The sequence below is a fragment of the Streptomyces sp. NPDC098789 genome (assembly GCF_044759975.1).
Taxonomy (GTDB): domain Bacteria; phylum Actinomycetota; class Actinomycetes; order Streptomycetales; family Streptomycetaceae; genus Streptomyces.
Genome location: NZ_JBIWAJ010000004.1, coordinates 350,648 through 363,058 on the forward strand (window position 1 = coordinate 350,648; position 12,411 = coordinate 363,058).

Here is a 12,411-nt window from a genome sequence, read left to right on the forward strand (position 1 = left end):
GATCGGTGGCTGCGTCACGGGGTCTAACGCCGCGCGGCGGGCGAGGTCACCGCCGCGGGGAGCGGCCCGCCGGAACGGCCGCCCGGATCAGCTGCCGACGCGCTGGAGGCGGGGCAGGTGGAGGTCGCCGAAGACCGCCGCCATGCGCAGGGCGAAGACCAGGCCCGCCGAGACCACGATCGCCACGGTGGCCGAGGCTCCGGTCCAGTGCAGGAGCAGGTAGCAGCCGGCTCCGGCGAGCGCCGCCGTCGCATAGACCTCCTCGCGCAGCAGCAGCGGCGGGAACTCGCCGCACAGCACGTCGCGGACGACCTCGCCGGTGACCCCGGTCAGGACGGCGAGGATGAGCACGGCGACGGGGGTGACGTGGGCGTCGATGGCGGCGCGCGCTCCGATGACGGTGACCACGGCGAGGCCGACGGCGTCGACCACCATCAGCGTCCGCTGGGGCAGTTCCCATCGGCGCAGGTAGAGCATGGTGGCCGCGGCGACCGACGCGATGAGGACGAGGAGCACCCAGTCGTGGGTCCAGTAGAGGGGGTGCCGGTCGAGGATCAGGTCGCGTAGGGTGCCGCCCGAGATGCTGGCGGCGAAGGCGAGTACGAAGCCGCCGAAGGGGTCCATGTTGGCGCGGTGCGCGGCCAGCACGCCGGAGGCCGCGAAGGCGGAGATGCCGAGCAGGTAGAGGGCGTGCAGCACGGCGCCTCCTTCACGGGGCGGGGGCGGGACGGGGTGATCCGTCGAGGATGCCGGAGCTCCGATCCCCCGCGCATCGGCCGTTCGGCCACGCCGCGGCCCGGCTCCCTCGACAGATAGTCTGCGCGCAGACAGTCTGTGCACAGATAAAAAACACGGCACGACGACGTCCGAGGAGACACCCATGTGGGACTACGAGCACAGCCTGGACACCGACGCCCCCGCCGAGGCGATCTGGGCGCTCTGGACCGACGTACCGAACTGGGGAACCTGGAACGGCGAGATAGAGCGCATCGACTTCGAGGGTCCGTTCGCCGTCGGGGCCGGGATCACCATGACCCCGCCCGGGGACTGCCCCGTGGAACTGCGGGTCACCGACCTGGTCGCCGGCGAGTCCTTCACCGACGAGGCACGCGTGGGCGGGCTGGTCCTGCGCACGGCCCACACCCTCGCGCCGCTCCCCGAGGGCCGGACCCGTATCGTCTACCGGATGGAGATCACCGGTACGGGCGCCGACGAGGTCGGCCCGCAGATCGGCCCCGGCATCACCGCCGACTGGCCCGAGACGATGGCCGCGCTCACCGCGCTGGCCGCCCGGGGCTGAGGGCGGTGCAGCCCGGCGAGAGCCCCGGCTTCCTGCTCTGGCACGCCACGCTGCGCTGGCAGCGCGGCATCGCGGCGGCCCTGGCTCCGCTGGGCCTGACGCACGTCCAGTTCGTGCTGCTCGCCTGCACCTGGTGGATGAACGGCCGGGGCGAGCGCCCCAACCAGCAGGCCCTCGCCCGGCAGGCGGGCACCGACGTGAAGATGACCTCGCAGGTGTTGCGGACCCTGGAACAGAAGGACCTGGTCGCCCGCGAGGTCGATCCGGCCGACAGCCGCGCCAAGCGACTGCACGTGACCGACCTCGGCGCCGAGCTGGCGCCGCGCGCGATCGCCGCCGTCGAGGAGGTGGACGCGGGCTTCTTCGGCCCGGTCCCGCTCGACGACGCCCTCACGCTGCTCGGCCGCCTCGCCCACCCGGCCGAGACGGCCTAGTCGCGGCCCGGCCGGTCGGGCGCCGTCGGCCGGACGCGGTCGCTCAGATGCGGTCGGCCGCGATCAGGACGTACTGGAAGGAACCGTCCCGGTAGGAGTTGATGAAGGCCTCCTCGATGCCGGTGACCAGCGAGGAGGTGGCCCTCAGCTCCCAGTACGGCAGGGTGTCGGGCGTCAGGTCGATCACGGCCTGGGGGACGAGGCGGTTGTCGGCCATCGCCTTGAGGTACTCCCGGCGCGAGTGGATGTTGCACTCGAAGTGGGCGTTGATCTGGGAGACCCACTTCGAGGGCTGGCCGTAGCGCGGGTTCCAGCAGCCGGTGATCGTCACGTACCGGCCGCCCACCCGGAGCACGCGGGAGTGCTCGGCGAAGAGGTCGTCCAGGTCGACGTACATGCTCGACTCGTTGTTCCACGAGGCCGCGGCGCTGCCGGTCTCGAAGGGGGTGCGGAGCATGTTGCAGACCCGGGCGCGGACGTGGTCCTGGATGCCGAGTTCGGCGGCGCGCTGGTTGCCGAACTCGGCCTGCTTCGCCGACAGGGTGACGCCCTCGACCTTGCAGCCGAAACGTTGATGCGCCATGACCATCGAGCCGCCGCGGCCGCAGCCGGCGTCCACGAGGGTGTCCTCGGAACCGATGGCGCCGAGGTTGTCCAACAGGACCTCGGCCTGCGCCGACTCCAGCCGGTGCAGCTCGGCGATCAGCCGCTTCTCGTAGGCGCTGTCACCCGTGTCCCCCAGGGCGGCGTGGTCGACGTCGCCGATGCCGTAGTGGTGGTGGTACAGGCCGTCGACGTCACCGAGGCGCAGGTTCACGGGCCTGGCCTCGTGGTCCCAGTAACGGGCGATGTCCCCCTGGTAGGCGGTCGCCGGAGACGGGATGAACACGGAGCCGCTGACGGAGGTCGCGGTCGTGGCGGTGGTGAAATCGGTACCGGTCATGAAGAGTTCCGTCCTTACCAGAAATCGGGCAGGCTGTAGCGGTAGGTGTTGGTCTGGTGCCAGTAGTGGTTGCCGTCGACCCACGCGGCCACGCCGCGCAGGAAGCGCAGCACGCTCGGCGCGGGGCAGCCGGCGGCCAGGGCGGCGGCTTCGGATTCGAAGTCGCGCATGAGGTCGTTGTGCACCTCGACCGCCTTGAGGTACGCGTCCCGCTCGGAGGCGCCCTCGCGGTCGGCGATCACCACGGGCAGGTTCAAGTGCCGCCCGGGGCTGGCGAGTTCCTTGGTGTACGAGTACAGGTCGTTGACGATGGTGGTGGCGTTCCCGGCGAGTGCGATGACCCGCTGCATGGCGGGCTGCGCGTGGAGGTCCGCGGGCAGTTCGTAACCGCCGACGGTGTCCGTGATAGTCGGACAGGGGCGGAAGTTGTTGAACTGCCGCATCGCCAGGTACTCCCACACCTCCGGCACGTGCTCCGTCTGGGCCCAGGCCGCCTCGGCGAGGTAGCCCATGTGCAGCCGGGCCATGTCGTGCCGGAACCGGTCGGCCTGGGACGGCGTGCACTGCCCCAGGAGGTACTGCATGGCGGAGCGGTAGGCGCGCCGCGGCGCGTCCGCCGAGAGGGAGTCCGCCCACTGCGGCTGGTACTCCTTCGTCGTGTGGAGGGGATCGAGCGCGGTGTGGGCCAACAGGAGCCGGCCGCCGAGGCCGATGGGCGAGCCGCCGTGGTCCTCGCAGTAGACGTCGTCGACCGCGTTCTCGGCGACCATCAGCCGCGTGGCGACCATCAGGTGTTCGATGGTGGGGGCATCCGGGTGGCAGGCCACCATGTAGCGCCCGACCAGGAAGCCGTCGAACTGGTCCTCCCATTCGTCCGGGTAGAGATCGACCTCGTCCAGCGCCCACGCCTTGATCCGGCGGCTGACCTCTGCCACGCGCGCCGGATCGGGCTCCGGCACGGGGTGGTAGTAGAGGCCGGGGATCGGCGTGCCGGCGACCGGCTCCGGGTGCGTCGCGACCTCCGGTGTCGGCGCCAGGTACAGGCCCGCCGTACCCAGGCCGCTCGGGCCGCGCAGGAGCCGCTCCAGGGCGGCCGCGACTCCGGCCACGGACCCCGCCGCGGAGATCTCCGGGGTCGGGTCCGGCCGCACGTCCGGGACCAGGTCCGGGGACGGGTCCACCGGGACGGGCACCGCCGCGGGGGCCGGCGCCGGTACGTCCCCTACCTCCCCTACCTCCACGGGAGGGGTCCCCGCGGACAGGCCGGGGACGGACGGCGGACCCGGGAGGGAGGGCTGCGCGGGAGTCGGGACGGCGGGTGCGACGACGGCCGCGTCGGCAGCGGGGGGCTGCGCGGACGCCTGGGCGGTCGCCAGGACGTGGGCGCCGAAGCGCGCCGCCGCACCGGGCAGGCTCGACTGCAGGGGGGAGAGCCCGGGCTCGGGCATCCGTAACTCCTTGGGTGGCGTGGAGGGGCTGCCCGGGATCCGGGCATGCCGGTCCGGCCCGCGGGGGTCCGGGGCAGCTCGGGGATCCCGGGCAGCCGTGACCCTCGGGGGACGTCGGACGGGTGTTTCTGTCGCGCCTAGTCGCGCCTGCGCGCGATCTGCACGTTCTCCAGGACGCCGAGGGCGTCGGGGACCAGGATGGCGGCGGAGAAGTAGGTGGTGACCAGGTAGGAGATGATCGACCGCTCGTCGATGCCCATGAAGCGCACCGACAGGCCCGGCTCGTACTCCTCGGGCAGGCCCGTCTGGTGCAGGCCGATGACGCCCTGATTGTCCTCGCCGGTGCGCATGCAGAGGATCGAGCTGGTGTTCTCCTTGGTGATCGGGATCTTGCCGCAGGGCAGGATCGGCACCCCGCGCCAGGCCGGCACCTGCTGACCGCCGAGGTCGACGTGGTCCGGGTAGAGCCCGCGCGCGTTCCACTCCCGTCCGATGGCGGCGATCGTCCGCGGGTGGGCGAGGAAGAACTTGGAGCCGCGGCGGCGACAGAGCAGGTCGTCGAGGTCGTCCGGGGTGGGAGGACCGGAGTGGGTCTGGATCCGCTGCTTGAAGGCCGCGTTGTGGAGCAGGCCGAACTCCCGGTTGTTGAGCAGCTCGTGCTCCTGGCGTTCCCGCAACGCCTCGATGGTGAGCCGGAGTTGCTCCTTGGTCTGGTTCATCGGCTCGTTGTAGAGGTCGGCGACCCTGCTGTGGACCCGCAGCACGGTCTGCGCGAGGGACAGTTCGTACTCGCGCGGATGGGGCTCGTAGTCGACGTAGGTGCCGGGCAGTTCGGCCTCGCCGGTGTGGCCGGCCGACATCGCGATCTCGGCCTCGCCGTGCTTGTTCTGCCGTTGCAGGGGAAGCGCGCTGAAGTGCCGTACGTGCGCCTGCAGGGCCGGCGCCAATGACAGTACGGCGGCGAAGTCGGCGCGGGAGAGGGTGAGCAGGGTGCCCGCCGTCTCGGCGGTGGCGGTGCAGTCCCACACGGCGTCCGCGTCGAGCAGGGCGTCCTCGCCGAACTGCTCGCCGTCGGCCAGTACCGCGACGGCCACCACGTCCCCGTACTGGCCCACGGAGGTCTGACCGACCCGGCCGTGGGCGATCAGGTGGACCCGCTCCGCGGGGGCGCCGCGCTCGGCCAGCACCTCGCCCGCACGGAAGTCGCGCTGCACGCACCGGTCGGCGATCGCGGTCAGCACGTCCACGTCGTCGAAGCCCCGCAGCAGGGCCAGTTCGCCCAGCTCGCGGGGGATGACCCGGACGTTGCCGCCGTCCTGGACGAACTCGATGCGCCCGTCGCCGACGGTGTAGCTCAGCCGCCGGTTCACCCGGTACGTGCCACCCTTGGTCTCCACCCAGGGGAGCATCCGCAGCAGCCAGCGGGAGGTGATCTCCTGCATCTGCGGCGCGGACTTGGTGGTCGTGGCGAGGTTGCGGGCAGCCGCCGTGCCCAGGCTGGACTGCCGGGGCGGCTCCAACTGGGCTTCGGGGCCGGTGTCAACGGTCATCAGCGAGGCTTCCTTAGCGAGGTAAAGGAATGAATGTCCGGCAATGGGTCCAGAACCGTTCAGAACCGTAACGGCCTGCCGCCGTCCGCTTCGGCGGAGCCGGTCGGATTTACCTCGATGCAGTGATCTTGTGCGATTGGGGGTTTGCCTGAGCCGTTGACGGTATCTGGACACCGACCAGATGGATTCGGCCGAGCGCGGGGTCGGTGGAGCCCGTCAGTACGCCATTTTCATGGCATTTCGGACCTCCGCGAGGGTGGCGTCCGCCTGCGCGCAGGCCCGTTCGTTGCCCTCCCGGAGCACGGCTCGTACGTGCGTGCGATCGCGGGACAGTTCGGCGCGACGGGCCCGCATCGGTGCGAGGTGGTCGTTGACGGCCTCGGTGACGGTCCGCTTCAACGCCGCCGATCCGCCGGCGCCGATCTCCCGCGCGACCTGCTCCGGGGCGCGGTCCTGGCAGAGGGCGGCGAGGAGCAGGAGGCTGGAAACCTCCGGCCGGGCGTCGGGATCGTAGGTGATGTGGCGTTCCGCGTCCGTCTTGGCGCCCTTGATCAGTCGGGCGGTCTCGTCCGCGGTGGCGGCCAGGGCGATGGCGTTGCCGCGGGACTTGCTCATCTTGGTGCCGTCGGTTCCCAGCAGGACCGGCGCGGCCGACAGCAGGGCCGCCGGTTCGGGGAAGACGGTGGCGTAGCGGTCGTTGAAGCGGCGGGCCACGGTCCGGGTGAGTTCCAGGTGCGGGAGCTGGTCACGGCCGACCGGTACCAGGTTGGCCTTGCAGAAGAGGATGTCGGCGGCCTGGTGCACGGGGTAGGTGAACATCAACCCGCTGACCGCGGCCTGCCTCGAATGCGCGATCTCGTCCTTCACGGTGGGGTTGCGGCCCAGTTCGGCGACCGAGACCAGCGAGAGGAAGGGCAGCATCAGCTGGTTGAGGGCCGGGACCGCGCTGTGGGCGAAGATCGTGGAGCGCCGTGGGTCGATCCCCGCCGCGAGGTAGTCCAGGACCAGGTCCTCCACGTGCTCCCGCAGCCGCTCGGCGACGTCCCGGTCGGTGAGGACCTGGTAGTCGGCGACGATCACGTAGGTCTCCACCCCGAGGTCCTGGAGCTCCACCCGTCCTTTGAGCGTCCCGAAGTAGTGCCCCAGGTGCAAGCGGCCCGTCGGCCGGTCGCCCGTCAACACCCGGTACGCGCCGGGGTCGCGGCGGATCTCGCGGATCGCCTCGTGGCGGTCCGGCTGCGTCGTCGTTTCTGTCATGGTCTGCTCCTGCCGCTCGGTTCGGGCGCTCCCCAGGGACCCGGCCGGCTCCGCACACCACGCACCGCGCATGCGAAAAGGGCCGTCCCATGGACGGCCCTTGGATGTGTCCAGTCTGTGGCCGTCCCTACAAGGGACGCCACCAGCACAGACAGGACAACGTAGACATGCCCCCAACATAGCCCGGATCACCCCGGTGATCCAGGGCCACACGTCCCGCGGGAGGGGACTTACGTCACCGGCCGTTCCGGTCTCCGTTCTCGCGACGACTGCGGTTGCGTCGACTGAGGCTCCCCACGAGGGCGATCAAGCCGCCGGTGAGCGCGCCGGACACGAGGATGCGCAGCAGGTCTTCCATCGAGTACTCCCCTTCGGAACCAGGTTCAGGTGGCTTTCGGTCCGCTCCGGCGACGGCCGGTAGCGGATCCCGGGCGCCCCCGCGGGGGCGCCCGTCGGCCACACAGGGGACGCTACTGAGCCACGTACGGCCTGGCTTGGACGAATCCGACCTGGGCCGCCCCTTTCCGATCTTGCTCCGTCACAGCGCGACGGCCCCCTCGGTCACCCGCGCGGCGGCCAGCTGGCCCGGGGTGGTCCCACCCAGGACGCGGAACTCGCGGTTGAGGTGGGCCTGGTCGTAGAAGCCACAGGCGGCGCTGACTTCGGCGGGATGGGCGTGCTCGTGGGTGAGCAGTCGCACGGCCCGGTGGAAGCGCAGCACCCGGCCGGACGTCTTGGGCGTCAGGCCCACCTGCTCGGTGAACCGGCGGGTGAGGTAGCCCTGGCTCCAGCCCACTTCGGCCGCGATCCGGGCCACCGGGATCGCGCCGCCCGCGCGGGACAGCAGGTGCCAGGCGTGGCTCACCTCGGGTGCGGGCAGCGGGCCGCGGGCCAGCCGGGCCGTCAGCGCCAGGTCCAGCAGGTCGAACCGGGCCGCCCAGTCGCCGGTGGCCGCCAGCCGCTCCACCAGCCCCGCGGCCTCGGGTCCCAGGACGTCGCCCAGCTCGACCACCCGGTCGGTCAGCTCGCTCATCGGCAGTGCGAACAGCCGGTACGCGCCCAGGGGGGTCAGCTCCAGTCGGATCGCCTCCTGGCCGCCGGGGTGGTCGCAGACCCGGGGGCCGTTCTCCAGGCCGGCCACCAGCGAGCCGGTCACCTGGTGGTACGGGCTCGCGTGCCCCTGTCGGTCGATCCGGGCGAAGGGCTCCCCCAGGCTGATCACGACGACGGCCCGGCCCGTGGGAACCAGCCTGACCCGGAAGGGCGAGACCGCCCCCTCCCAGTAGCCCGCGTAGCTGTGCACGATCGGGCGCAGGTGGGCCGGCCAGGGCCGGGTCACCCGCCACCGGCCGGCCACGCCGACCCGGGTCACCTCGATCCCCCGACCGGCCGCGCGAAGCCCCGGGCCCGCGCTCGTGAGCACCGTCATGTCCCTCCCCTTCCCGTGCTCCCTCCCGGGCTCCCTCCCGTGGCGACGGGGGCGCGGCTTCGGACCGGCCCCGTCGGGGGGACGGACCCGTCCCCCCAGCACGTCCGGATCGGGGATCAGCATCCCAGACCGTGTCGGGCGGGGTACCGGGCAGTTGGCTTGAACCCGCAGGCCGCGGCCGTGCGGGAGTCGCTGCGCGGCGCCGTCCGGGCCGGGCGGCACGGGCTGCGCGGCGCGCTGGCCGGAACCGGCTGTCCCGGGACCCGGGAGGGGGAGGGTTCCCCGAATCGGCAGCGGGGCGGGGGTCCGGTCGTCAGGATGGGGGCATGGAGCATGGGGATGCGGGACGGGGCGGGGCGCGGCCGATCGTGGTGCGGGTTCCCGTGGAGCCGGTGGAGGCCGCGGTGGAGGCCGATGCGGTCGACGCCGTGGCCAGGGCCGGCGAGGTCGTCGTGCGCGGTCCCCTGTTCGGGGTCGCGGCGCAGGGTCCCGAGGACGGGGCGCGGTGGCGGGTGGTCATCGCGGTGATCAACCCCTGCCCCCAGCTGGCGCGCGACAGCCTGAACTCGAAGCTCTGGTTCCGCGCGAAGGACGAGGCGAAGGACAGGGCCGAGCGGCGCGAACTGCTGGCCGCGGTGGCCCGGTTGGAGAGCGAGCGGGTCGACGATCTGGAGGCGGGCGGGACCCGGTACCGGGTCGTCCGCGCCGAGGAGTACGCGGGCTCGGGGCCGGACGGGATCGAACTGCCGCGCCCGACCGATCCGGAGCCCCTGGTGCCCGACTGGACCCGTGGTGCCCGGGGGCCGGACATCGACGACGCCCTGCTGCTGGACCCGGACGAGCCCGTCCCGCCGACCCGGGCGCTCGAACAGTTGGCCCTGCGCGGCCTGCGCTACAGCGGGGCGCGCTACCCCGAGGACGTGCTCGCCGACTCGCGGCGGGCCCTGGACAGCCACCCGGACGTGCTGCTGCTGCCGCCGACCTTCACCGTCGTGGAGCAGACGGGACCCCGGAACTGGGAGCCGGTCAGCGGCCCGCACGTCAGCGCGCACGAAGCCCGCAAGTCGATGGACTTCACCCTGACGTGGGCGTGGCCCCGGATGCGGGGGCTCATCCCCGTCGACGCCGACATGGGCGCGGACGCGCGGAGCCGGGTCGCCGACGCCGTCGCCGCCGGTGCGCCGGAGGCGGAGCTGGCCGAGTACGCGGGGGCCGCCGACGCCCTGCGCGTCGGGCGCGTGAACCGGTTGGAGTTCCAGGGCACCGCCTACCAGATCGCCCGTACGCGGCGCCTGCTGCGCTGGGGGCCCGACGGGCCGGAGGGCCCGCGGCCCTCCGACTCCAACAGCCAGGAGCCCACCCGCATCCACCTCGCGCTGGACGAGGACGGGCGCGTCGTCCCCGAGGAGCACCCCGAGGATGATCCCGAAGGCCTTCCCGGGGACCTTCCCGGGGACTGACGGGCTACGTCTCTCGCGTCGTCCACGGCCACACGGCCCGTTGGCCGGCCTCGACGAGGCCGATCAAGCGGAACCCGGCGTCCGTGAGGCCCCCGTAGGCGTGCCGGTGGGGCCCCGTCGGACCGTGGGCGGGTCGGTAGCCGGCGAGGTTCCAGGTGTGGACCGGGATCGAGGTCGGGACCGGGTCCCCCGGCGCGCCGGGACGGGGGCGCGCGGCCTGTTCGTCGGTGACGATCAGGACGCGGTCGTGGCCCTGGTAGTGGGTGCGCACCGCCTTCGTGGTCTCGGTGCCGCCGAGGTTGTGGAAGCGCTCCAGCACCTCCAGCACCGGCTCCCCCGCCCGGAAGGGGACCAGCGCACTGGACCAGCCGAACTCGACCAGGTCCGCCTGCTCGGCGCGCATCGCGAGCGCGGTGCCGAACACGGCCGCCGCGTCCGCCCTGGTCAGTCGGGACCGCTCGGAGACGGTGTCGTAGTACATGGAGCCGGACCGGTCGACCATGACCAGCGTCCGGCCGGGCAGCGAGGGCACGTTGGCCAGTGAATGCCCCAGTGCCCGTTCCAGCGGGTCCGCCCAGCGCGCCGACGGGGCGTGCCGGTGGGCGGCGAGGTAGCGCAGGGGGAACTGTCGGGACCGGGCGACCTCGGAGGCGTCCGAGAGCCGTGCGGCGACCCGGGCCGCGACCTCGTCCGAGACACCGGCCTCGTCGAAGTTCCGCAGGTTCCGCAGCAGTGCCATCGGCGCCATCGAGGGGATCACGGCCTCCCAGACGGCGGCGTCCATCGGCCCCTGGAGCCAGCCCGCCAGGGCCTCCCAGGTCAGGCCCGCCGCGGCCAGCCGCTCGGCGCCGCCGGGCCCGGTCACCGCGGCGCGCCGCTCGTCGACCGGCACCGCCAGCAGCGCCCGGTGCGCGCCCAGCATCCGGTCCGAGGCCGGTGGCAGCGCGCCCTCCGGGTGGTGGCGGCGGTCCAGGGCGTGCCGGAACAGCGCGCCCTGCCAGGGCTTCTCGGGGTCCGGGGACGCGTGCACGAGGTTCAGCACGTCGCCGAAGCGGAAGGCGTGGGAGGCGGTGTCGTACTTCAGCAGCGAGCGGGAGGTGTACAGCCTGCGGACGGCGTCGGCGAGGCCGCGCTTCACGGGCTGGGGCACGTTGCGCCCGTAGGCGGAGGTCCAGTGGGCGAGCAGCTCGCCGGGCTCGTCGGCGCGCTGGAGCACCGAATCGATCACGGACCGGTTCGAGGGGCCCGCGGGCCCGGCCGCGGTCGGCCCGGCAGCCAGCCGGGCCCGGACGTACGCGGCCGCGCCCACCAGCGACGCCGTACGCATGTTGCCCTCGCCGCGGAGCCAGCGCAGCAGGCCCGCGGTCCACACCGGATCCTCGACGGCGAGTTGGCCCACGAGGCGGGCGTAGCGTTCGTCGCGCTCCTGGCCGCCCTCGTAGAAGGTGCGTTGGGTCACGAAGTTGCCGACGGCCAGCAGGAAGAGTTCCTCCCGGGGCTCGCGCGCGCGGACCGGGCCGCCCTCGTAGGTGTGGCGGGGCCTGTGGTGGATCCCGGGGTCGGACGGGGTGCGGGCGGCGGTCGAGACGTGCGCGGCCACGAGCATCTCGGACCAGACCTTGGAAACGCGTTGGGTGTGACGAGGCAGTGAATCCCCCCGGATCCGGAGCGAGCGGACGGACCGGCCCGCGCGTCCGTCGCCGATCGGAACGGGACGGGGCGGGGCGGAAGACGACCGCGCTCCCGAGATCAAAGGGGCGGCGGCGTCACTTGGTTGTCAGAAGGAAGTAGCCGCAGCCGGGCGCATCGGGGCGCGGTCGCGGCGTCACCGTATGCGGCTCGGGCGACGGCGCGCCAGCGAATTACGGCGGCGGTCGGTGACCGCTGCTCGGTGGCCGTTGCTCGGTGGCCGCCCGGGCCCGGGCGGGTCACCGCGGTCGGCGCGCCGCGAGCAGCCGGTCGACGAGGGTGTCGACGTACTGCGGTGTCAGGGGTCCGACGCCGAACAGCATCCGCAGGTAGATCGGCGCGAGGACGACGTCGAGCACGTCCAGGACCTCGGGCGGCTCCTCGCCGCGGGCCCGGGCCCGGTCGAGCATGGCCTGGAGCTGTTCGGCGCGGGCGCCGAGGAACCGGTCGCGGGCGGCCTCGCCGGAGGGGCCGGTGGCCAGCACGGTGACCACGGTCCGCAGGAGTGCCAGACCGTCCGGCCCCGAGACGTCCTCGGCGGCCTTGGCCGCGAAGGCGCGCAGGTCGTCGGCGAGGCTGTCGGTGTGGGGCACGGGCGAGCGCTCGGTCAGCCGGCTGACGACCACGTCCATCAGCAGGGCTTCGAGGGTTCCCCAGCGGCGGTAGACGCTGCTGTCGGCCACCCCGGCCCGGGCGGCGACCTCGGCCACCGCGAAGGTGCCGTATCCGCGCTCGGCGATGAGGTCGGTGACGGCCTGGTGGACGGCGGCGCGGACCCGGGCGCTGCGCCCGCCCGGGCGGCGCGCGGCGGGGCGGTCCGGGGACGCCGGCTCGGGGGCGGGCTCGGGGGCGTGGTGGATCGGCACGTCGGGCTGCTCGTTCACGAGGAACATCTTAACGC

At 73.0% G+C, this 12,411-nt stretch carries 12 protein-coding genes; 3 read left to right on the top strand and 9 right to left on the bottom strand.

What is annotated here, in order from left to right; all coding sequences use genetic code 11:
* Positions 1 to 87: 87 nt before the first annotated feature.
* Positions 88 to 699, bottom strand: a complete 612-nt coding sequence (locus ACIQWR_RS11645; protein ID WP_404006981.1) for a trimeric intracellular cation channel family protein — start codon at positions 697 to 699, stop codon at positions 88 to 90.
* 181 nt (positions 700 to 880) lie between these two features.
* On the opposite strand from ACIQWR_RS11645, the gene ACIQWR_RS11650 reads away from it, so the two are divergent.
* Positions 881 to 1,300: an SRPBCC family protein gene (locus ACIQWR_RS11650; protein WP_404006984.1), complete on the top strand. Its 420-nt coding sequence runs from the start codon at positions 881 to 883 to the stop codon at positions 1,298 to 1,300.
* Positions 1,301 to 1,305: 5 nt separating this feature from the next.
* Positions 1,306 to 1,734 carry a MarR family winged helix-turn-helix transcriptional regulator gene (locus tag ACIQWR_RS11655; protein WP_385779646.1) on the top strand — a complete coding sequence of 143 codons (429 nt, stop codon included), beginning with the start codon at positions 1,306 to 1,308 and terminating at the stop codon, positions 1,732 to 1,734.
* 43 nt (positions 1,735 to 1,777) lie between these two features.
* Here ACIQWR_RS11655 and ACIQWR_RS11660 read toward each other — a convergent pair whose 3' ends face one another.
* The 6 genes from ACIQWR_RS11660 to ACIQWR_RS11685 all read right to left on the bottom strand — a co-directional run bounded on the left by ACIQWR_RS11660 (position 1,778) and on the right by ACIQWR_RS11685 (position 8,361).
* Complete coding sequence (locus ACIQWR_RS11660; protein ID WP_404006987.1) at positions 1,778 to 2,677, bottom strand: geranyl diphosphate 2-C-methyltransferase; 900 nt, start codon at positions 2,675 to 2,677, stop codon at positions 1,778 to 1,780.
* Positions 2,678 to 2,691: 14 nt separating this feature from the next.
* Positions 2,692 to 4,125 (bottom strand): family 2 encapsulin nanocompartment cargo protein terpene cyclase, encoded by a 1,434-nt coding sequence (locus ACIQWR_RS11665; RefSeq protein WP_404006990.1) that lies wholly within the window; start codon positions 4,123 to 4,125, stop codon positions 2,692 to 2,694.
* 137 nt (positions 4,126 to 4,262) lie between these two features.
* Positions 4,263 to 5,675: a family 2B encapsulin nanocompartment shell protein gene (locus ACIQWR_RS11670; protein ID WP_404006993.1), complete on the bottom strand. Its 1,413-nt coding sequence runs from the start codon at positions 5,673 to 5,675 to the stop codon at positions 4,263 to 4,265.
* A gap of 216 nt (positions 5,676 to 5,891) precedes the next feature.
* Complete coding sequence (gene trpS / locus ACIQWR_RS11675; protein WP_404006996.1) at positions 5,892 to 6,932, bottom strand: tryptophan--tRNA ligase; 1,041 nt, start codon at positions 6,930 to 6,932, stop codon at positions 5,892 to 5,894.
* Positions 6,933 to 7,167: 235 nt separating this feature from the next.
* Positions 7,168 to 7,290, bottom strand: a complete 123-nt coding sequence (locus ACIQWR_RS11680) for a hypothetical protein (protein ID WP_404006998.1) — start codon at positions 7,288 to 7,290, stop codon at positions 7,168 to 7,170.
* A 180-nt stretch (positions 7,291 to 7,470) separates the two neighbouring features.
* Positions 7,471 to 8,361: a helix-turn-helix domain-containing protein gene (locus ACIQWR_RS11685; RefSeq protein ID WP_404007000.1), complete on the bottom strand. Its 891-nt coding sequence runs from the start codon at positions 8,359 to 8,361 to the stop codon at positions 7,471 to 7,473.
* A 326-nt stretch (positions 8,362 to 8,687) separates the two neighbouring features.
* Here ACIQWR_RS11685 and ACIQWR_RS11690 point away from each other — a divergent pair, with 326 nt between their 5' ends.
* Positions 8,688 to 9,821, top strand: a complete 1,134-nt coding sequence (locus tag ACIQWR_RS11690; protein ID WP_404007003.1) for a DUF5954 family protein — start codon at positions 8,688 to 8,690, stop codon at positions 9,819 to 9,821.
* Positions 9,822 to 9,825: 4 nt separating this feature from the next.
* On the opposite strand, the gene ACIQWR_RS11695 is transcribed toward ACIQWR_RS11690, so the two are convergent.
* Positions 9,826 to 11,427: a TROVE domain-containing protein gene (locus tag ACIQWR_RS11695; RefSeq protein ID WP_404007005.1), complete on the bottom strand. Its 1,602-nt coding sequence runs from the start codon at positions 11,425 to 11,427 to the stop codon at positions 9,826 to 9,828.
* Positions 11,428 to 11,749: 322 nt separating this feature from the next.
* Complete coding sequence (locus ACIQWR_RS11700) at positions 11,750 to 12,370, bottom strand: TetR/AcrR family transcriptional regulator (RefSeq protein WP_404007502.1); 621 nt, start codon at positions 12,368 to 12,370, stop codon at positions 11,750 to 11,752.
* Positions 12,371 to 12,411 lie beyond the last annotated feature (41 nt).

Coding starts and splice junctions, on each gene's coding strand:
- ACIQWR_RS11650 (WP_404006984.1), top strand. CDS start 881: ATGTGGGACTACGAGCACAGCCTGGACACCGACGCCCCCGCCGAGGCG.
- ACIQWR_RS11660 (WP_404006987.1), bottom strand. CDS start 2,677: ATGACCGGTACCGATTTCACCACCGCCACGACCGCGACCTCCGTCAGC.
- ACIQWR_RS11665 (WP_404006990.1), bottom strand. CDS start 4,125: ATGCCCGAGCCCGGGCTCTCCCCCCTGCAGTCGAGCCTGCCCGGTGCG.
- ACIQWR_RS11670 (WP_404006993.1), bottom strand. CDS start 5,675: ATGACCGTTGACACCGGCCCCGAAGCCCAGTTGGAGCCGCCCCGGCAG.
- trpS (WP_404006996.1), bottom strand. CDS start 6,932: ATGACAGAAACGACGACGCAGCCGGACCGCCACGAGGCGATCCGCGAG.
- ACIQWR_RS11680 (WP_404006998.1), bottom strand. CDS start 7,290: ATGGAAGACCTGCTGCGCATCCTCGTGTCCGGCGCGCTCACCGGCGGC.
- ACIQWR_RS11685 (WP_404007000.1), bottom strand. CDS start 8,361: ATGACGGTGCTCACGAGCGCGGGCCCGGGGCTTCGCGCGGCCGGTCGG.
- ACIQWR_RS11690 (WP_404007003.1), top strand. CDS start 8,688: ATGGAGCATGGGGATGCGGGACGGGGCGGGGCGCGGCCGATCGTGGTG.
- ACIQWR_RS11695 (WP_404007005.1), bottom strand. CDS start 11,427: ATGCTCGTGGCCGCGCACGTCTCGACCGCCGCCCGCACCCCGTCCGAC.